Source organism: Cupriavidus sp. U2, assembly GCF_009663685.2.
Classification (GTDB): domain Bacteria; phylum Pseudomonadota; class Gammaproteobacteria; order Burkholderiales; family Burkholderiaceae; genus Cupriavidus; species Cupriavidus necator_C.
This window is the reverse complement of the sequence record NZ_RCOG02000032.1, coordinates 1-18,568: the sequence shown is the minus strand read 5'-3', so window position 1 is coordinate 18,568 and position 18,568 is coordinate 1. Positions and strand designations below refer to the sequence as shown.

The 18,568-nt window shown below is 64.6% G+C and carries 28 protein-coding genes and 1 pseudogene; 4 read left to right on the top strand and 25 right to left on the bottom strand.

The genetic code is table 11. The features are described 5' to 3' along the window. Positions 1 to 42 precede the first annotated feature (42 nt). The 3 genes from D9X30_RS24410 to D9X30_RS24400 form a co-directional block, all read right to left on the bottom strand. A complete protein-coding gene (locus tag D9X30_RS24410) occupies positions 43 to 1,764 on the bottom strand; it encodes an alpha/beta fold hydrolase (RefSeq protein WP_153947692.1) in 1,722 nt (573 codons plus the stop codon). A gap of 17 nt (positions 1,765 to 1,781) precedes the next feature. Next, positions 1,782 to 2,252 (bottom strand): MaoC family dehydratase, encoded by a 471-nt coding sequence (locus D9X30_RS24405; protein WP_153947691.1) that lies wholly within the window; start codon positions 2,250 to 2,252, stop codon positions 1,782 to 1,784. A gap of 219 nt (positions 2,253 to 2,471) precedes the next feature. Beyond that, positions 2,472 to 5,120, bottom strand: a complete 2,649-nt coding sequence (locus D9X30_RS24400) for a winged helix-turn-helix domain-containing protein (protein WP_228770885.1) — start codon at positions 5,118 to 5,120, stop codon at positions 2,472 to 2,474. A gap of 468 nt (positions 5,121 to 5,588) precedes the next feature. Between D9X30_RS24400 and D9X30_RS24395 the strand changes: the two genes are divergently transcribed. Together D9X30_RS24395 and D9X30_RS24390 are read left to right on the top strand one after the other, a co-directional pair. Continuing rightward, the gene (locus tag D9X30_RS24395; RefSeq protein WP_153947689.1) at positions 5,589 to 5,996 is read left to right on the top strand and encodes a DUF3653 domain-containing protein; all 408 of its coding nucleotides are present in this window, start codon (positions 5,589 to 5,591) and stop codon (positions 5,994 to 5,996) included. Positions 5,997 to 6,006: 10 nt separating this feature from the next. After that, positions 6,007 to 6,255 (top strand): hypothetical protein, encoded by a 249-nt coding sequence (locus D9X30_RS24390; RefSeq protein WP_153947688.1) that lies wholly within the window; start codon positions 6,007 to 6,009, stop codon positions 6,253 to 6,255. Between the two features lie 171 nt (positions 6,256 to 6,426). Here the strand turns inward: D9X30_RS24390 and D9X30_RS24385 are convergent, their stop codons facing one another. The 22 genes from D9X30_RS24385 to D9X30_RS24280 all read right to left on the bottom strand — a co-directional run bounded on the left by D9X30_RS24385 (position 6,427) and on the right by D9X30_RS24280 (position 16,555). Continuing rightward, positions 6,427 to 6,603, bottom strand: coding sequence for a hypothetical protein (locus tag D9X30_RS24385; RefSeq protein WP_228770884.1), 177 nt, complete (start codon positions 6,601 to 6,603; stop codon positions 6,427 to 6,429). After that, the gene (locus D9X30_RS24380; protein ID WP_153947686.1) at positions 6,596 to 6,778 is read right to left on the bottom strand and encodes a hypothetical protein; all 183 of its coding nucleotides are present in this window, start codon (positions 6,776 to 6,778) and stop codon (positions 6,596 to 6,598) included. The genes D9X30_RS24385 and D9X30_RS24380 overlap by 8 nt, the downstream gene beginning before the upstream one ends. Positions 6,779 to 6,782: 4 nt before the next feature. Next, positions 6,783 to 6,941, bottom strand: a complete 159-nt coding sequence (locus D9X30_RS24375) for a hypothetical protein (RefSeq protein WP_153947685.1) — start codon at positions 6,939 to 6,941, stop codon at positions 6,783 to 6,785. Between the two features lie 3 nt (positions 6,942 to 6,944). Continuing rightward, the gene (locus tag D9X30_RS24370) at positions 6,945 to 7,244 is read right to left on the bottom strand and encodes a hypothetical protein (RefSeq protein WP_153947684.1); all 300 of its coding nucleotides are present in this window, start codon (positions 7,242 to 7,244) and stop codon (positions 6,945 to 6,947) included. Next, a complete protein-coding gene (locus D9X30_RS24365; RefSeq protein WP_153947683.1) occupies positions 7,244 to 7,597 on the bottom strand; it encodes a hypothetical protein in 354 nt (117 codons plus the stop codon). The genes D9X30_RS24370 and D9X30_RS24365 overlap by 1 nt, the downstream gene beginning before the upstream one ends. Before the next feature lie 10 nt (positions 7,598 to 7,607). Beyond that, positions 7,608 to 7,889, bottom strand: coding sequence for a hypothetical protein (locus tag D9X30_RS24360; protein WP_153947682.1), 282 nt, complete (start codon positions 7,887 to 7,889; stop codon positions 7,608 to 7,610). Further along, entirely contained in the window at positions 7,886 to 8,503 is a 618-nt protein-coding gene (locus tag D9X30_RS24355) for a glycoside hydrolase family 24 protein (RefSeq protein ID WP_153947681.1), read from the bottom strand. The genes D9X30_RS24360 and D9X30_RS24355 overlap by 4 nt, the downstream gene beginning before the upstream one ends. Further along, positions 8,503 to 9,258 (bottom strand): hypothetical protein, encoded by a 756-nt coding sequence (locus tag D9X30_RS24350; RefSeq protein ID WP_153947680.1) that lies wholly within the window; start codon positions 9,256 to 9,258, stop codon positions 8,503 to 8,505. The genes D9X30_RS24355 and D9X30_RS24350 overlap by 1 nt, the downstream gene beginning before the upstream one ends. Then, entirely contained in the window at positions 9,258 to 9,779 is a 522-nt protein-coding gene (locus D9X30_RS24345; RefSeq protein ID WP_153947679.1) for a hypothetical protein, read from the bottom strand. The genes D9X30_RS24350 and D9X30_RS24345 overlap by 1 nt, the downstream gene beginning before the upstream one ends. Then, on the bottom strand, positions 9,776 to 10,150 hold the full coding sequence (locus D9X30_RS24340) for a hypothetical protein (protein WP_153947678.1): 375 nt from the start codon (positions 10,148 to 10,150) through the stop codon (positions 9,776 to 9,778). Before D9X30_RS24340 ends, D9X30_RS24345 begins: the two co-directional genes overlap by 4 nt. A gap of 7 nt (positions 10,151 to 10,157) precedes the next feature. Next, positions 10,158 to 10,421 (bottom strand): Loki-CTERM sorting domain-containing protein, encoded by a 264-nt coding sequence (locus D9X30_RS24335; RefSeq protein ID WP_153947677.1) that lies wholly within the window; start codon positions 10,419 to 10,421, stop codon positions 10,158 to 10,160. Positions 10,422 to 10,425: 4 nt separating this feature from the next. Then, the gene (locus D9X30_RS24330) at positions 10,426 to 10,824 is read right to left on the bottom strand and encodes a hypothetical protein (RefSeq protein ID WP_153947676.1); all 399 of its coding nucleotides are present in this window, start codon (positions 10,822 to 10,824) and stop codon (positions 10,426 to 10,428) included. 60 nt (positions 10,825 to 10,884) lie between these two features. Beyond that, on the bottom strand, positions 10,885 to 11,679 hold the full coding sequence (locus tag D9X30_RS24325; RefSeq protein WP_153947675.1) for a major capsid protein P2: 795 nt from the start codon (positions 11,677 to 11,679) through the stop codon (positions 10,885 to 10,887). A gap of 290 nt (positions 11,680 to 11,969) precedes the next feature. After that, positions 11,970 to 12,716: a P-loop NTPase family protein gene (locus tag D9X30_RS24320; protein WP_153947674.1), complete on the bottom strand. Its 747-nt coding sequence runs from the start codon at positions 12,714 to 12,716 to the stop codon at positions 11,970 to 11,972. After that, positions 12,713 to 13,216: a hypothetical protein gene (locus D9X30_RS24315; RefSeq protein WP_153947673.1), complete on the bottom strand. Its 504-nt coding sequence runs from the start codon at positions 13,214 to 13,216 to the stop codon at positions 12,713 to 12,715. The genes D9X30_RS24320 and D9X30_RS24315 overlap by 4 nt, the downstream gene beginning before the upstream one ends. A gap of 2 nt (positions 13,217 to 13,218) precedes the next feature. Further along, positions 13,219 to 13,497, bottom strand: coding sequence for a hypothetical protein (locus D9X30_RS24310; protein WP_153947672.1), 279 nt, complete (start codon positions 13,495 to 13,497; stop codon positions 13,219 to 13,221). Between the two features lie 3 nt (positions 13,498 to 13,500). Further along, a complete protein-coding gene (locus D9X30_RS24305) occupies positions 13,501 to 13,665 on the bottom strand; it encodes a hypothetical protein (protein WP_153947671.1) in 165 nt (54 codons plus the stop codon). Continuing rightward, a complete protein-coding gene (locus D9X30_RS24300) occupies positions 13,662 to 15,527 on the bottom strand; it encodes a replication endonuclease (protein ID WP_153947670.1) in 1,866 nt (621 codons plus the stop codon). Before D9X30_RS24300 ends, D9X30_RS24305 begins: the two co-directional genes overlap by 4 nt. After that, a complete protein-coding gene (locus D9X30_RS24295; RefSeq protein ID WP_153947669.1) occupies positions 15,524 to 15,715 on the bottom strand; it encodes a hypothetical protein in 192 nt (63 codons plus the stop codon). Before D9X30_RS24295 ends, D9X30_RS24300 begins: the two co-directional genes overlap by 4 nt. A gap of 3 nt (positions 15,716 to 15,718) precedes the next feature. After that, positions 15,719 to 15,889, bottom strand: a complete 171-nt coding sequence (locus D9X30_RS24290) for a hypothetical protein (protein WP_153947668.1) — start codon at positions 15,887 to 15,889, stop codon at positions 15,719 to 15,721. A gap of 1 nt (position 15,890) precedes the next feature. Continuing rightward, positions 15,891 to 16,214 carry a hypothetical protein gene (locus tag D9X30_RS24285; RefSeq protein WP_153947667.1) on the bottom strand — a complete coding sequence of 108 codons (324 nt, stop codon included), beginning with the start codon at positions 16,212 to 16,214 and terminating at the stop codon, positions 15,891 to 15,893. An 8-nt stretch (positions 16,215 to 16,222) separates the two neighbouring features. Then, on the bottom strand, positions 16,223 to 16,555 hold the full coding sequence (locus D9X30_RS24280; RefSeq protein ID WP_153947666.1) for a hypothetical protein: 333 nt from the start codon (positions 16,553 to 16,555) through the stop codon (positions 16,223 to 16,225). 427 nt (positions 16,556 to 16,982) lie between these two features. On the opposite strand from D9X30_RS24280, the pseudogene D9X30_RS24275 reads away from it, so the two are divergent. After that, positions 16,983 to 17,192, top strand: a pseudogene (locus D9X30_RS24275) (helix-turn-helix domain-containing protein); the annotation flags it as partial. Between the two features lie 99 nt (positions 17,193 to 17,291). After that, positions 17,292 to 18,568: ISNCY family transposase (locus D9X30_RS24270; protein WP_153950437.1), on the top strand; the 1,277-nt coding region annotated here is incomplete at its 3' end.

Sequence of the window (18,568 nt, the reverse complement as noted above, 5' to 3'; positions counted from 1 at the left end):
CGGTTGAGAAAAGAAACGCTCGGCTACAACGGTCGCGCACGATCACGCGCCGGTGACGTAGGTGCCCGGTGCGTCGCACAGGGCGGGGTGGCTGGCACTGCCCACCTGGGCCGGTGCATCGCGCCGGTCGCCGGATCGCTCGGCCAGCCACGTGCGCCAGTTGTCCCACCACGAATCGGGTTGCGCGGCGGCGCCGCCCAGCCAGGCCTCCGGATCTTCCGGCAGGGCCGCGTCGGCATTGACGAAGAACCTGGCCTTCGGATTGCCCGGCGGGTTGATCAGGCTCTGGATGTGGCCGCTGGAACTCAGCACGAAGCGCGTATTGCCGCCGAACATGCGCGCCGTGTTGTAGACGCCCTTCCACGGGGTGATGTGGTCGGTGATGCCGCCCACGACGTACGTGTCGCAGGCCACCTTGGACAGATCCACCGGCGTGCCCAGCACGGTCAGCGCGCCGGGCCGGGCAAACACGTTGCCGGCGAAGATGTCGAGCAGCTGGCCGTGGAACTTGCCCGGCAGGCGCGTGGTGTCGTTGTTCCAGTACAGGATGTCGAACACGGGCGGGGCATTGCCCAGCAGGTAATTGTTGATCCAGTAGTTCCATACCAGGTCGTTCGGCCGCATCCATGCGAACACGCGACCCATCTCGTTGCCTTCCAGCACGCCCTTCATGATGCTGTTCTGTTTGGCCGCCGAGATGCTCTCGGGCGTGGCAAACAGGCCGATCTGCGACTCCTCGCTGCTGTCCAGCACGGCCACCATCAGCGTGGCCGCATGGACCAGGCGTTCGCCGCGCGCTTGCAGATGACCCATCAGCGCCGACATGGTCATGGCCCCGGAACAGGCGCCGTGCAGGTTCACATCGTCGCTGCCGGTGATCTCGCGCACCGCGTGGATGGCTTCGATCAGCGCCGACACGTAGGTGTCCATGTCCCAGTCGCGATGCTCGATGGTCGGGTTGCGCCAGCTCACGGCAAACACCTGGAATTCACTCTGCAGCAGATAGTCGACGATGCTCTTGCCCTTCGACAGGTCGAACACGTAGTACTTGTTGATCTGCGGCGGCACAATCAGCTGCGGGCGCCCGTGCACCTTCGCCGTGGCCGGCCTGTACTGGATCAGTTCCAGCACCTCGTTGCGGAACACCACGGCACCGGGCGACGTGGCCAGGTTCTTGCCCACCTCGAAGGCCGACGTATCGACCTGCGACGGCATGCCCTGGTTGCGCACGGCGTCCATGATGGCGTTCTTGATGCCGGAGACCAGGCTGGTGCCGCCCGATTCGACGATCTTGCGCAGCGCGGCCGGATTGCCGAGCAGCGTGTTGGTCGGCGCCAGCGCGTCGGTCATCAGCTGCAGGACGAACTGCGCGCGCTCCTTGCTGCGGTCGTCCAGCGCGGACCGATCGACAAAGCCGCCCAGCGCGTTGCACCAGGCCAGATAGCTCTGCATTGCCACGCGGTAGAACGGGTTGCTCTGCCAGGCGCTGTCGATAAACCGCTTGTCGCCTTTCTGCGGCGCGGGACCGCCCTTGCCGGCCAGTGCCGCCACCAGTTCGCGCGTCAGCGCGGCGCCTTGTTCGACCAGCAGCCCGGGCTGGCGCACGGTCTGCGCGCTCACCTGGCGCACGGTGTCCAGCACGTCGCACGGGCGCAGCCCGATGAACGGGTTGAGCTTCGGCCGGTTCGTGCCGGCGTGGCCTTGCTCTTTCAGGCCTTCGGGCGCGGCCAGGGCGCGCACGGGGGATTCCACGTTGGCTTGCATGTTGTCCTCGGCTCCTGTCAGCGCGCGGCCATCAACATGGCCAGCGATTCCGCCAGCAGTGCCGGCCTGGTTTCGCCTTCGATTTCCAGCGTATTGATCATCCGGGCGATCACCCGGCCATCGCCCTTGTCTTCCACCGCCGCCAGCGTCACGCGGTTGCGCACCCGTGCGCCTGCCTTGACCGGCGCCAGGAAGCGCACCTTGTCGAGCCCGTAGTTCAGGCCCGCGCTGGCATCGTGAGGCACCACGCCCACTTCCATCGACAGCGACGCCAGCAGCGACAGGCTCAGGTAGCCGTGCGCGATGGTGCCGCCGAACGGGCTTTCGCGCTGTGCGCGGTCCACGTCCACGTGGATCCACTGGCGGTCGCCCGTGCAGTCGGCAAAGGCATCGACGCGGGCCTGATCGACGATCAGCCAGCCCGATACGCCAAGCTCGCGCCCGACGAAGTCGCCCAGGGTGTTCATGCTGTAGCCAGCAATGGTCATGGTGTTGTCTCCTCGCACGCATTCCCTCGTGCATTCGTTTTGGCCTGTGGTGCGCCGGAGCCGTCACCCCAGGCGGGATTCAGGCGGCGCGCTGTATGGATGCCATGTTGGCCGTGCAGCCGGGATGGCCGTATCCCCCAAAGAGGGGACCGGAAAGGGGAGCGCGGGGAGGGAAGACCGGGGAGGGCGGGGAGGGCGGTAACGGAGCCGGCGCGGGTGTCAGTGCCCGGTCACCAGCCCCAGCGATTGCGCACGTGCGACGGCATGCGCACGTTTTTCCACTGACAGCTTGACGAAGATACTCTTGATATGGGTCTTGACGGTCTCGGGCGCGATGCCCAGCGTCCGCGCGATTTCCTTGTTCGACTGGCCTGCAGCGATCAGCGCCAGGATGCCGCCTTCGCGCGCGCTCAGCGCCTCGCGCACCGACGCCGACGACGCCTTTTGCCGCATCTGGTAGCGTTCGTTGCAACGTTCGAGCAGTTCGTCGATGCAGGCCAGGCGTTGCGCGCCGCCGTTGGCGGCGACGGTAGCCTGTCTGACCAGTGCCAGAAGGGCCCCGACGCCGGGCCCCTGGTCCAGGATGATCCGGTACGCACGCGCGGATTCGATGGAGGCCAGCACCCGGCTGCATTCCTCGACGGCCCGCGCGGCCGCACCACTGGCCTGGCAGGCCAGTGCCAGCAGGGTGCGGGCGCGTAGCGCGAGATAGTTGGGGTGCCTCTGCGGAAGGCGCCGGAGCAGGGCATCCAGCAGGCGCACGGCCTCATCCGGCCGTGCCCCGGCCATGGCCAGGCTGGCGGCACCCAGCGTCCGATAGCGGTCCAGTTCGCTGACGCAGGCCTCGCAATCGGGCGCATCGACGGTATTCACCAGTCTGTCGATCTGTTCGACGCACGCAGCGGCCTCCCGGGCGCGGCCCTCGGCAAGCAGCAGCCGGACACGCTCCAGGAGGATGGCAGCCACCAGCCGGTGCCACGCGCGTTGATGGCCAATCGTCAACGCCTGTTCGACCCACGCGTGGGCCTGATCCAGGTGCCCGCGCGCCGCCGCAATGCGGACCAGCAACGTATAGGCCACCAGCACGCTGTCCAGCAGGACCGCCGCGTCGATGACCGGCATGCGTTCCACCAGCAGCGTTTCGGCGTCTTCGAGCCGGTCCTGCTCGTAGCGCAACTGGGCCAGCGCGGGCGCGCACAGCGCGGCGGCCGTCGAGGCCGGGCCGGCGTTGTCTTCGGCAAACCGCATCGCCTGCAGAAAGTACCGCTCGGCCACGTCGAAACGCATCTGCTGCAATTCCGCAAGGCCCAGCAGGCAAAGCCGGTAGACCGAAGACAGCGGGTAGCGCCGGTTTTCGTCGGGCGAGTAGGGGATCCATGGCGTGGCATACAGCCGTTCCAGATCGCCGGACTTCCAGTGCGCGAACCGCACGACGTTGCTGAGCACGTTGATCATCCACGGGTCATCCGACAGCGGGCGGCTCAGGCAGTCTTCCGCCAGCCGCAGCGCGCCCTGGGCATCGTCGCGCAAGGCGGCAAGCAGGGCGCGTATCGCCCGGCATTCCCACAGGTAGCGTTCGCGATCGGCCTCCGGCCCTTGTGCGGCGTCCCGCTCGATGGCTTCCACCATCGCGGACGCTTCTTCGAAACGCATGGCCAGCGCCATGCCCCGTGCCAGCGCCAGGCGCACGTCAACCTGGCCACGCATGATGTCCGGCGGCAAACGCCGCTGCCAGCCAAGCAGCGTCTTCAGATCGCCCTGGCGGACCAGCGACATCGCACATTGGCCAATCAGCGCAACGGCATCGGCGGCATCGCCGGCTTCCAGCGCATGCCAGACGGCGTCGGTCCACAGTGCCTGCGCGGCATACCAGCGCGATGCGCGCCGATGCAGGTCGGCAATGTCGATGTCGGCGGCGGTCTCCAGCCGCTGGCGCAGGTAGTCGCGCAGCAACTGGTGGTAGCGGAACCACCGGCCTTCGACGTCCAGCGGATCGAGCAACAACTGACGCGTGGCCAGCGCCTGGAGCATGTTCTGGCTGTCCGCCGCGCCGGTAACGGCTATGCAGAGTGGCGCGGAAAGCCGGTCCAGGATGGCGGTGCGCACCATGAAATCGACCAGCTCCGGGGTCTGGCAAGCCAGCATTTCTTCCAGATAGGCCGCGATAGGCCGCGCCGTGCCCGATGGCGCCACCCAGGTGCCCGACTGGCTGCGCGCCAGCATCGGGGCGGACAGGCGCAACGCGGCTGCCCAGCCTTCGGTCGAGGCGTGCAAGGCGTCTACCGAGGCCTGCGGCAGGCCTCCCGCGCATTCGCGCTGGACGAACCGCCCGGTTTCGTCGGCACTGAAGCGCAACATCGAGGCGTCGATCTCAAGCAGCGCATTGCCGGCCCGCAACCGTGCCAGCGGCAAGGGCGGGTCCGCACGCGTGCCCAGCACCAGATGGAAGTTCGACGGCGCGTGGGCCAGAAGCAGCGCCACGGCTTCATGAATCGATTCGGTGCCGATCAGGTGGTAGTCGTCCACGAACAGGAACAGTTCGTCGTCGATCTCGGCCAGCGCGTTGACCAGCGTGGCAATCACCGCGCGCGGCACAAGCAGCGATACCTCACCGGCAAGCCCCGGTGGCGCGCCTTCAGCGACACAGGCACCGTACAGCGATTGCGCCAGATGACTCAGAAAATGTGCAGGCTCGTCATCTTCCCGATCCACCGACAGCCAGGCGACACGAGCGCCATCGGCGCGCAGCCGATCAAGCCACGCAATGCAAAGCGATGTCTTGCCGAAACCTGCCGGCGCCTTAATAACGGTCAGCCGCTTGTCCCGACCCTGGCCAAGTACGTCCAGCAGGCGTGGACGTTCGATCAATCCGGCCGGCAGACGCGGCGCAAGGATCTTGGTCGCCAGCAGAAACGGAACGGACGGCGCGGACAGGGCCGCAGGAACAGACGCCAACGCTTCCGCGACGCGCCGACCGGAAGCACGGTTGCGGGCCGCCGGCTTTTTCCCAGGCGGTGCCGATGGAAAGAGTGGGCCTTCGCGCATGAAATTGATTCTAGGCGCGCCAACCTTCGATTCAAGCAGGGCCAGTTACATGGGCAAGAGGTGGTGGGAGGCGCTTTAGCGGTCGAAGTGTTCTCAAATTGGCGCGTATCTTATTTAACATAAGATAGATTATGCACCGAGCGGCCTATGCGGCACCGCGCTATCAGATGCACTTCGCAACAGTTTTTTACAACATGTAACCGGATCGTTACTGACTAGAATCAAAGCCGCTGAACCCCCGTTTCCGTTGCGGAAATGCACCAATGATATTTCTCAATTGGAGACGGCAGCATGATAAAGCGCCCCTATTCCATCGATAACAACGCAGCGGAAATCGCTCAAGAAGTGCTTATCTGTGAATTTTTTGACATGTTGGGAGAGGCAGCCCGCCACGTTGGGGAGACTGACCTATACGCGATGCTGTCCGTCCACCGCACTACGCTTTTACGCTGGCGCACGGGCGAGACACGCATTCCAGCAGCCGCGCGCGCCCTGGTGGCCATCCTTGCAAGCGGCATTCCGCCATGGATGGACCCCGGGGCGTGGCGCGGCTTCCGGTTCGAGCGTGACGCGGTTGTTACGCCTGGCGGCCGGCGCTTCACCGCCCAGGCGTTGGGCTCACTCGAATGGCACGACCAGTATGTTGAATCGCTACAACGCCGCGTGGCGCGCTTGGAGGACCAATTGCGCCATGTGTAGGACATGCGGCATGATGCTGGCGCAAATGACCCAATCGGCCGCCCTGGCGCGACCGATTCCCACTCCAAGGCGCTCCGGCGCCGCACTTAGCTCACTGCCCATGATGCTGACTCGCTCCACTCTGCGCCGCGCCGCTCTCTGCGCACTGGCCGCCGCCGTACTCGCCGCGCTGTACTTGGCTGACCGCTATCAGAACTACGATAGTTGCGAGCAATGGACGCAGGCCTACCCCGAACACCTTGGAAAGTGTAAGTTTTAAATGTAACTTTTCATTACGACAAAACCCCGCCGAGGCGGGGTTTTTTCTTTCACCCGTAATTAACATAACGGGCGGGGTCCATGCCAGGCGCTTACTTGCGGCGCTTGAAACGGCCCTTGCTGTCACGTGCCGGGGTACGGCGCTTGCGCTTGGTTGCCATGATCGACGCTCCTAGTTCCACAGGGTTGTTTTCCCATCGCCGTCTTTCAACGTGATGGTGCCTTGATCCGCGATCCACTGCTTCAACGCAGGGAACCGCGACAAAACGATGGCGGCCAGGATCACGCCGCCGATGACGATGAAGCCCTCGCGCACAATCTCATGCGGCGCCGGAATCCACTTATTCACCGTGGCCCTCCAGGTGCCTATCCAGGCGATCATGCGCGGCGCGCGCCAGGTCATGCGCAGCGCCCACACGCGCGGTCAGCCGCGCCAGGTCGGCGCGAATCCCGCCCCAAATGCCGGCCGCCGTGGCGATGGCACCGAGCGCCGCCTTGATGAGATCGGGCGAAAGCCAATCCATGCGATCAGCCCGGCAGCAGCACGGCCAGCAGGCCGCCGACCGCAACGCCGGCCCCTTCAATGGCGTGCGTCAGTTCCGGTTTCATGCCGAACAGGCCCGCCACCAGCGCGAGGCTTTGCCAGGTGGACGGCTCTTGCAAACGATTCAGGATGTATGCGCGCATACGTTATCTCCACAGGTAGGAAAGGAAATCACCGGCCCCACAGGCAAAGGACGCGTCCCACGTGCGCCCCTCCCGCTTAGCCCGTTCACACTCGGTTTCGTCGGTACGGGGGACACCCACGGCATCCCCAATGCCAAACACCAGCCCGGTGCCGGCGCCGACAATGGCTTGGCCCGCCGCTTCACCCAGCGCACCGCCCGCCGCAGCCGCAGCCGCACCGCTTTTTTTTTGAGCCAGGAACACGACGCCGGCAGCCCCGAGCAGCACGGCCACGACAACCAGGGTTCGCGTATCGATCGTCATCAGCCGCCCCACCAGTTTCGCGCCGCGCCCACGACATTGGGGATGACCTGCGCCGCGTAGGGTGTCGCGTTGTTGGTCGATAGCGTTGTACCGCCCGCGTTGGTCGGGTCGATGTAGTAGCCCACCGGGGCCGCCGCGATCAGCGGATTACCGTCCGGCGCGCCGTGGTAGCCGTTCGGAAAGAGATCACCCGAAGAGAGGCGCTGCCACATGTCGCCACCGAAATCGGTGCCATTGACCGGCGCGTATTCGTACCAGTCCATTGGCGTATAGACCGACACGCGCGCCGCCAGTTGGCGACGGTGCACCCAGTACAGCAGCGCGGCCCCCACGATCAGCGTGGAATTTTTCATGCGTGGCCCCTTAGTTGCCGAACAGGGACGCCGGATCATAGGCAAGGTTGCCTTGGTAGTAGTACTTGCCATCGGGCGAAATGCTCGTGCCGTCCGAGAAGTACTGCCACCCGTTCGACCAGGCGCCGCCGTTCGGATTCATGATTTCGGATACGCTGCCAGCGTTGGCCGGCACGCCGGCCTGGCCAGGCGTTGGCATGGCCGCGCCGAGCGGCGTTTTGCCCGTTTTGGTGACGACAAACAGCAGCACACCCGCCGCCATGGCGATCAAGATCAGGTCAGAGCTTTTCATGCGGCGACGCCCTCCGATGCGCCTTGTTGGGCCAGCACGGCGCGTGCCCGGTCCCAGGTAAGAGTGGGTTGTCCATAGGGCGAGCCGGGCAGGCTTGCCCACTCGCGATTACATTTGCGAATGGCCGCTTCGAAGCGGCCCGCGATCACGTCCGCCAGCGCGCCACGGCGACGCAGCAGCCCGACGAATGCGATATCTTGCGATGCCGGCGAGAAGTCCGGCAGGTTGTACTTGGCGCGCATTTCGTCCCAGGTTCGCGCGAGCATTTGATACGCACCGGCCGCCGTCGATGTGATGCCATTTGCCGATATCGCCTGACGCGGGTGGTCGGCGTAGGAATCGAACAGGCGCCCCGTGAACATCGTGCGATATCCGTCAGCGCCGAGTGTCCCTTCCCCGGTGCGAACCAGGATCGAGAATGCCTGTACGTTGGGGTTGCTCAGTGCGGTAGCCATGTCGATATCGAGTGTCCAGTCTTCCCAGGTCGAATTAATCCAATCGCCAATGTCGGTGTTTTCTGTGGCGTCTCCGCCTGCGTCAACGCTTGCGCCGCGCCACCAGACGTAAGCCGCTGCGCCCAGCGTGGCCGCGACGATGACCGACGACGCACGCACTAGATGCTTTCCTCGTAAAACTCAAAGGCCGCGCCCAGGTCTTCGCCCGCCACTGCGTTGAACAGCAGCAGTCCATTGCCAGGCGCGACCATGATCGGCTCTGCCATTTTGACCAGGCGCACCGACTTATCGAGCACCCCCATTGTTGGCCCGCCCATCGCCGCCACCGACTTTTGCGTGCGCAGTTCCGCGGCAGAATTTGCTCCCCCTAGTCGCTTGCTTTGCGCATTGCCGCCCAGCGTCGTGAGTGCCACCGTGTTGGATCGGATGCCTACGCCCTGCGCCAGTCCGCCCGTTACTGCGATGATTTGCACTTGCTCGACGTACAGGTTTTTTGTGTTGGTGCCAGGGTTCCACAGTTGCACATGCATGAGGTTTGACGCCACGCCCGTGTCATACGAATACCCCATGAACGCGCCGTTTGCCTGCGTGCGCGCCTTGCCGCCGTCGATCACTTCGACCGAGCCTGAGATTCGGTTGTCCGAAAAATCGCCATCACCCACCAGCACGTTTCCGATGATGGTGGCCACGCCGGCATTGTTCTCGATGACCCAGGTGTCAGACTTTGCCTCCGACGCCGGCAGCCGGATGGCTTGACCAGGCTTGAGCAGGATGGCGCTCACGCCGTAGCCACAGCGCACTTTCAGGGTGTTGTCTGCCCCGCCCGCCGAGCCCGACAGGTAATAGAGAAACGACCCCTTGGCGTTGACCACGGCCGGTTTGTTCACCGGTACGTTGATGTCAAAATATTGCATCAGAGTTTCCCCCTCATCATCATCACGGCAGCGATGGCGACGGCCGACATGCCCACGATGACGATGGCCCGATTCGGGTCATTCAGTTTGGTCGGCAGGCTGGCCAGGGATTGGACGACTTGCAGCGCCGCCGCATCTTGCGCCATCGCCTTACCGGCCAGTGCTTGCGACCCCGCGAAGAGTTGTTGCGTCACGTCCTGCGTATGTGCCGCCATGTCGGCGCCCACCTTCGCAAGGATGGTCGTTGCGTCGATGGCCTTGCCGGCAATGGTCGTGTTGGAATTCAGTGCGGCATTCACGGCACCGTTGTCGGTGTTCGTGATAAACACATTCGACTGATCCGCACTCACCACATTGGACCCACCGTCCGCGACTACGCGCCGATCCTGATAGGTGGTGGTGGTGTTGGTGGTGGTGGTGTTAGTCGATGCCGACGAGGACGACGACTTACCGCCAAAGTTGTATGGCGTATCGGGCAGGCCCAACGCCATGAGTTTGATCTGTGCCGGACTGCGAATCACAGTGCTTTCTCCATTTCCACAGCCCGCGACTCGAAACCCGCGCGCTGCATCGCGCGCACCAGTCCCGGCCGCGCCGTTTTGAATCCCAGGTGTCCGGCGCCCAGGTCGCGCGCCACGCGCTCGATGTGCGGCAGCATGGATGCCAGGTCGCGGCCCGCCGCCGCCGTCACGTAAGCCACCAGCCCGCGCCTATCGCGGTAGGTTTCTTGCGTCCAGGCAAACAGCAGTGCGCCGCACTCATCCCGCACGGCATACACCTGGCCGGCAAGTGCATCCTCCAAGATGAACCCGCCGCCCGAGGTATCGAATTCCGCCGCCCTGGCCAGCAGTTCCGCGACTTCCTGCGTAGCGTTGACGAGTGCGACGGTCACGCCCATATCAGCCCTTCTTGCGCAGCAGGTAGATGGCGCCCACGGCCAGCACGCCGACGAGCAGCAGCGTCGGGACTTGAAATCCCATGCTGGCGCCGTTGGCCTTACTGGAGCCCGTGGACACAGTCCAGCCCTGACCGTTGAATCCCGAACTGGCCTGCGTGCTGGAATCGTTGCGGCCGATGGCTTCCGATGGCCCTGCCGGTGGCGTGCTGGCAATCTTGCCTATGGCATTCATGCCCGCGCCGATCATTGCGCTATACGGTTCCATTGCCTCAGTCCGCCAGTTTGACCAGCAACAGCCCGCCCAGGATCAGCGCGGCCAGCGTAATGCCACGATTCGACAGCGGCGTCTGCGCATAGCCCGCATAGGCACCTTGACGGAACAGGCCGCCATTGGTCGCCTCGAATCGCTTGTAATCGTAGAAGTCCTGGCGCGCCGCGTCCTGTTGCCACACGCCCACGCCGAACTTGAGCACGTCCAGCACCTGGCCCGTGTAATTGCCAACGGACGTGCCGCCCGCGCCCCACGGTTGGTTGTTGGGTTGCGCGGCGGCCGGCGCGTTGACCGTGCCGTCAGACTGCGGCCCCACGGTCGGCATCAGCGAGTCGGGCGAACCGCCCGTTTCACCGCCCGAGCCCACATAATCGGATGGTTCGAACCAATCGAACATTGCACACTCCCGTTGCGTTGAAACCCAGCGCGGCGCCCCATGCGGCGCCGCGCCCCGCCCTTACATGTTGCTGAGCAGGTCCAGGGTTTCGATCACGGCGGTTACCGTGTCGGCAGCGCCCAGCGTCGGGTTGAACTCCAACGACACCATATCCGCCGTCACGATGGCGTTGCTGTAGTTGTTGTCTGCGCACGGGTCGTACGTGTACAGGTTGGTCTGCGCTGTCTTCTGGTATTCGTTCTGCCAGAAGGCGTTCACCGCCGTCAGCACGTTGTCATGGATCACCACGCCGTTTTTCTTCACTTCCAGCGCCGTGATGTTGCCGCCGTGCGCGAAGTGCACACGCTTGATGACGGCGCCACGGTTGGCCAGGTCGATCAGCTTGAACGGGAACTTACCGGCGCCACCGAACGAGGTCGTGAACGGGATTTGCTTGGCGATCACGCCCAGCGGTTGCGGCGGCCCCAGTTCCGCATAGCTGTCCAGGGTCGGCGCGGTGGCACCCGCAATGGTGACTTCCAGGGTCAACGACGAGACACCTTGCGCGGTGTTCAGGTTGCCCAGGAATTGCTCTTTCATGAGCTTGGCGCGCGGTTCCGTGAAATCGATGGTCAGGAACGCGGCGTTGGCGGCCAGGCCTCGATACTGGTTTTGCAGGTCCAGGCGGGAGCCGGTGTTCTGGAAAATCACCTTGCCATTCAGACGGACCTTGATATCCGTAATCATGGACTTGGTGAACGTGGTGCCGCCGAGCGCAAGAATGATCTTGTTGTAGCTCATGCCGATGGGCAGGCTTGCGGTGGCGATGCCGTTGGCCACAACGTTGGTGAACGGCAGGTTTTTGACGAGCAGCATTTACGCGTATCTCCGAAAGGTTGCGAGGGGAGCCTGGCGCGTGCTTAGAGCACGTCCTTCAGGAGCGGCACGTTCAGGTTTTGCACGATGGGCGCCACCACGATCTTGGTGACGGCCAGGAAGGCGATGAACGTGATGTAGGACTTCACATAGGGATTCGACACGGTGCGATCTCCGGTAACAGGTTGGAATGAACGCGGCCCCCCGCGCACAGATTCGAAGCCTACGGACGCACCCGCCAAAAACGAAGAAACGCGGCCATAAGCCGCGTTTCCATAGCCACCCCTACCCTACGCCCTGGCCACCCGCTTTTTTTTCGCTGGCGGCCCGGTTTCCGGGGTCTGCGCGTTGCTCCCTGGCCACGGTTTAGCCGGTGCCTGGCGCCCCGTTGGGTTGACCACCCCCCACACCACGTTACCGGTGGCCATGTCTTTTTCCAGGTATTGCAACGGCAGCAGCGCCCCGATGGCTTCCACCGGCACCCCGATCACGTCCGCCATGGTCTTTTGGTCGGTGGCGTAGTTGAGGCGCCCGCATCGGATGCGTGTGCAGTTCCCGAAAAAGTCCTTGTCCACGCGCGCCGGCCGCTGCGTGGTGCCGTAGATGGTCAGTCCCTTGTGGCGGCCCTTGAGGTTGAGCAGGGACCAGCCAGGCGGCGCCTTGCTGGCGGACGTGACGAAGGCCAGTTCTTCCGCGACCACGGCGCAGTGCCCCGCCGCGTACGCGATGCGGCAGAAGGCGTCGAATTGCTTCGCGGCCGTTTTCAGGTCGGACGATGGCTGAAAGCGAATGCAGAACGGCCCGCGCCCCGCCGCCTGCACCAGTTCCAGCAGACGCCCAACGGCGCCCGTTGCCTGGCCGGCCAGGTGGCCGTATTCGTCCTGCGGGTCCCATATCAGCACGCGAGCGTGCCGCGCCTCGCGCAACGCCGCCTTGAGGCTGGCGGACTTGCCCGCCCCGGTCGATCCGATATAGCCCAGGATATTGGCGCGGTTGGCAACGCCCGCGCCTGGCGCATCAGCGGGGCGCAACCTCATTTGTAGAGCGCCATTTGCGGGTGGACGCTACCCTCCGGCTTTTCGGCCGGGTCGATCACGTCCGCCGCTTGCAGTGTGCTGGCCGACTGGCCACGGGTCGCCGCCGCCTGCGCCTTGGCCGCCTCCACCTTGGCCGCCACCAGGCGCGAGGTTTGCCACAGCACCGGCCCGCACGTCACGATTGCCACCAGTTCGCACGGCATGGCCCCGGCCATGTCCCAGCCGTATTTTTCGAACACGGGCGCTAGGCTGGCGGACATGCGCGCCTTGGTGTCATCGCCCCACAGCGGCGCGGCCTCCGGCACGAAGCCCACGGCCAGCGCGCCGAACATATCGACGGTCTGGCGTGCGCCCGCGCCATAGTCGGGACCCGGCGCCGGCAGTTCCGGCGCGTTGGGGTCCCCCGGCGCGGCCACGGTGGCGGCCTGGCCATCGACTTCGGCGGCCAGCCCTTGCAGGCCGGCCAGTTCCAGGTTTTCGGGTACGTTGTCTTTGTCCATGGTCAGAACATGAGTCCGGAAGGTTTGCGAGCCGGCGCCGGTGTCGGCGCTGGGACGGTGTTAGCCGCGGGCGCCGCCACCGGCGCCGCCACGGGTTCCGGCCGCTTCACGTTGGCCAGGATGCGGCGATGCGCCTCCGTGCCCTTTTTCGCGTAGGCCGGGAAATCGCACCATTGGCACGACAGATTGATGGTCCCGTTTTCCGCCTCTTTGACGGGTACGGTTTGCCCACAGCACAGGCACGGAATCGTGCCGATTTGTGTTTTCGGACGAATGGCCACGGGTCAGCCCTCCGCGATCAGGCGACGCAGTTCGGCCGCCTCAGCCTGCACAGCCGACGCGAACGCCAGCCACTCACCGAAGAACTTGCCGCCCTGCATCTTGACCAGTGCCGGCAGCTTTTCGTATTCCTGGCGCATCGCCGCCAGTCGCGTTTCCAGTTCCGTCATGCGGTCCCCCAGGATTGATAGAGATGCGGAAAAAGCGATTCGTCCGGGTCTTCGACGTTTGCGCGCTCCCACCAGGGGCGCGCGTCCGTACAGTTAGAGACACGGGTCCAAGGCGCGGCGAGCCGCGCAACGTCAAAAGCCAAACCTTTGGGCATCAGCGCCCCCAGGTCGCCACGGGCGCCCTGCGTAATGGTCCAGTCATAGCGCGCGCTGGCCACCGCCACGCGCACGCTGCGCATGGTCGCAATGCCATCGGTCACGCGCTCGATGCCCCAGGCCCACACGCCCACGGTGGCATTGGCCATGCCGTCGCCATAGCGGCCGGCGCCGTCTTGCTCGATGGTGTCCAGGCGCACCACATAGCCACGTCCGCAGAAGACGCCGCCCTGCGCCTTCACGTAGGCCGCCCAATCGGCCGCGCGCTCTGCGCCTTCCGTGTCGTCACGGTTCACAGCCGTATGCGCGTCACGCAGCGATGCCGGCGCGTTGTCGGGCAGCGCCTTGACGCGGCGCAGTTCGCGCCAGACCGTCACGGGCGGCCCGCCCACTTGCTGGAATTGGCGAATGCCCCAGGTCGCGGCCCAGGCTTCGACGCGCTGCGGAACCGTCATGATCGGTTCGCCCGTGATATCGGTTTCCAGGCCGCAGCCGTCGATATTCTTCGCCACGTACTTGGCGATGTAGCCCGCCGCGCTGCCCTTTTCCCAATCGATGGCGCGGAAGTCCACGCGCTTCGCATGCGCCCCCCGCTCATCCGGCGAGTCTTGCAGCGCGTAATGGCGCACGACTTCTTCCAGGCGCCGCGCATGTTCCGGCGCGTGGAAAAACAGGCAGTGCCAGTGCGGCGTGCCGTCATGCTGAGGTTCTGCAATACGAAAACCGTAGAGCTGGATCTGTTCGCGGGCGAGCTTGGCGCGCGCCCTGGCCCACAGCTTCGACAGGTATTGCTGCGCCTCGCGCGGCAACGTGCCGTCATACTTCGGGTTCTCGATCACCCGGCCGCCGTTGACGGTGCGCCAGCGGTGCATGCGCGCCGGGCACGTGATCGTGATGAAAGAGCCCGCGTGCCCCAATTCCTGCGCGATGCGCTCAAAGCCGGCAATGCGCGTCATCAATTCCGCCCTCCGGATGGCCTTGTTGGCCGTGCCCTTGGCGGCCAGTTCCGCCAGGGTGAATTCTTGGTTGTGTTCGTTGGTCGCAATCGTGCGCGCCAGGGTGGCCGCGTTGCGTCGGTTCTGTTGCTGGCGCCTGCGGTGCGATTCGTCAGAGACGTAGCGTTCCGCTTGCTTGTGCACGAAGCCCAGCGCAATGGCGGCGCCCTCCACCTGGCGCGCGTGCGCCTTGCGCAGACCCCGGCGCCACCACAATGGGCACATGAGCCGCGCGCACTGCGAGCGGGCGCCCTTGCGGATCGGCGGGGGTTCCACGCCCTGGCTAGTGGCCACGTCGCACATTTTCGCGGCCAGGCGCGGCCAGAACGCGGGCGGCCCGCACAGTTCAGGCGCCGCCTCGCGCGGCGTGGTGCCCAGGTGCGCCGGCCGGTCGGTCAGCGTCACCGCGACGACGCGCGGGCGCTCCGGCTGGATGGTCGGCCCCAGGCTCATGCACCAGCGCGCCATGGCGTCTGCCCTGGCGCAGATATCGGCATCCCTGGCGTCCAGGGGCACGCGCACGTTGGCCAGCTTGGCAGCCGCGCGCTCAATTTCCGACTTGGCTTGATACGCCACGGCGCCGCCCACGAACTTCGCACGCGGCCCGTAGCCCCCTACTTTCGACTCCACCCGCGCCCACAGACGTTTGCGCCAGGCGGCCGGCAGGCCGCGCGTTGCGTCATGGATGCGTTGATAGTCGGAGAGGATCACAGCTTTTCCAGTTGCTCGAAAGGAACGAGGAATTCCAGGGGCTGGCCAGCATCGCCCGTGCAATGCACCTCGACGTACCCGGACTTGTATCCATGCACCGTTCCGGTCCAGCCGTCGATGTATGCATAGAAGTCGTCAGCCGCGCGCACTCGCACGCGGTCGCCCACAAGTAGCAGCGCGGCGGACATGGCTTAGCGGCCCAGCAGCTTGAGTTGGTCGGCGCTGAATGCGACGGCGCTGCCGTCTTCATCCATGCGAACGGTCACGCGCTCGCCCGACTTGTCTACGGCGATCACGAAACCGGCCGTACCGTCGCGCGGGTGGCCATCGGAAACAACCTTCACTTGGTCCCAGGGTTGCATTTCAGTTTTCCTCTTCGGTTGCCAGTGGATCGGAGAGCAGCAGCGCGGCACGACTGGCGACGCGTCGCACGGCTGATTTGATGGCGGCGCGCTCGCTGACTTGCAGCGCGCGCCACGATTGGGCCGCCAGCGAATGCACAGTGCCGACGGTGACGTTGGGATAGGCCGCGCGAATCCAGAAGCGTCGTTCGCGCGGGTCAATGTGGAGATTCCAGGTGCGGCCGAACGGGTCCGGCTCGCTTGTCGTCATCGCGCGCAGTTCCGCCAGCGCATCGCGGCCGGCATCGGTTTGCACGAATTGTGGGATTGGCGATTGGCTATGCATGGCCCCGCTCACATGCGGGGGAACAGGGGGACGCGCAGCAAATCGTCTGCCAGGCGCTGAATGGCGTTTTCCGACCAGTCAGCGGCCGTAATATCTGGATACGACTTTTGATTTGCGGGAATCACATTCCTGATAATGCGGGGATTATCATTGCCGCATCGCAGGTCGGTAATCAGTCGCAGTGCGGCGACCGCATCTTGCGCCCGATCCAGGTTGCGTTGATAACCGCGATTATCCCCGTGCGAAATGCACAGTGCAGCTTGCGCCGCATAACCAGCGGTCAGCAGTTCCAGGCCATCGATAGCGGCCAGCAGCAGAAAGATTTGCGTGAACGAGCCCACAGACACCCCCTTTTTTGAACGTGATTCGATGGGGAGTGACTATGCTGAGACCGTGCGAAGTGCACAAGGCCCCCTGCCCTGGCCAGTTAGCCAGGTTTTCGATAGCCATATCCCCATGGGAATGTGGCCATGAATAGCAAAGGACTATCTATGTCGATCAGTATTTTTGAATGCAAGCAAAGTGCGGATAGACGCATTTTGCACATGTGGCGAGTGTGCGGTTTGCACAGGGGTCGAATCGCCCGCAAAGCCTTATGGGGCGTGCGATTCGCACATAATCAGCCCAGTATGCGCATTTCACATTCGATAGATTATTTTTAGAACGCATGTTGGCCATTATTAGTAATGTCACCTCTGCGATGATTAGAGATGTCACCTCTGTTGTCCCGTAGGCTCCCAGCTTCGCCGGGCGCTACGGGAGGCAGCGATGCACGGACAGGGATTGGTGACCATGAGCATGCGCGAAGTTGACCGCATGAAGGTAATCCAGGCGGTGGCGGACGGCCATTTGGCGCGCTGGCGGGCTGCCGAGCGTCTGGGTATCAGTGCCAGGCACGTCAGGCGGCTGGTTTTGCGGCTGCTGGAGGATGGGCCGGGCGGACTGATATCGCGCAAGCGCGGGCGTTCCAGCANGCATGTTGGCCATTATTAGTAATGTCACCTCTGCGATGATTAGAGATGTCACCTCTGTTGTCCCGTAGGCTCCCAGCTTCGCCGGGCGCTACGGGAGGCAGCGATGCACGGACAGGGATTGGTGACCATGAGCATGCGCGAAGTTGACCGCATGAAGGTAATCCAGGCGGTGGCGGACGGCCATTTGGCGCGCTGGCGGGCTGCCGAGCGTCTGGGTATCAGTGCCAGGCACGTCAGGCGGCTGGTTTTGCGGCTGCTGGAGGATGGGCCGGGCGGACTGATATCGCGCAAGCGCGGGCGTTCCAGCAATCGCCAATTGCCCCCCGGGCTGGAGTCCCGTGTTCGAGGTCTGATCCGCGACAGCTACGCCGACTTCGGCCCGACGCTGGCCTGCGAGAAGCTGCGCGAGCGCCACGGTATCGATCTTTCGCCGGCGTGCGTGCGTCGGATCATGATCGATGCGGGCTTCTGGGTGCCCCGGAAGCTGCGCCCGCCGAGGATCCACCAGCCGCGCAACCGCCGGGCTTGCCTGGGCGAACTGGTGCAGATCGACGGCAGCGACCACGCCTGGTTCGAGGACCGGGCGCCGGCCTGCACGCTGCTGGTGTACGTGGACGATGCCACGGGCCGGCTGATGCAGTTGCTGTTCGCCCCGACGGAATCCACGCTGGCGTACTTCACGGCGACGCGGGCCTATGTCGAGCGGCACGGCAAGCCGCAGACGTTCTACTCCGACAAGGCCGGTATCTTCCGTTCGAACCAGCAGCCATCGCCCGAGGAGCGCGGTTACACGCAGTTTGGGCGGGCCTTGTTCGAGTTGAACATCGACATCCTGTGCGCCAATTCGAGCCAGGCCAAGGGGCGTGTGGAACGGATGAACGGCACGCTGCAGGACCGGTTGGTGAAGGAGTTGCGGCTGCGGGAGATCTCCAGCATGGAAGCCGCCAATGCCTTTGCGCCGGCCTTCATCGCGGACTTCAACGCGCGCTTTGGCAAGGTGCCGCGCAGCGACTTCGATGCGCACCGCGCGCTGCGCGGCGAGGAGGACTTGGAAAGAATCTTTAGCTGGCGCGAATGGCGCAAGGTGTCGCAGAGCCTCACGCTGCAGTACGACAAGACCATGTACCTGCTGGAAGACCGCCCCGAGCACCGGGGGCTGATCCACCGCTACATCGAGGTGGCCGAATATCCCGACGGGCGGGTCGAGCTGTGGGCCGATGGCGCTTCCCTGCCCTACACCACGTATCACCGGTTTCCGGAGATCGACCAGGGGGCGGTGGTCGAGAACAAGCGGCTGGGCCACGTGCTGGCGATTGCGGCACGGGTGCAGGCGCTGCGCGACAGCCGGCATCAGGCGGGCCCGTCGCGCACGCTCTCGGG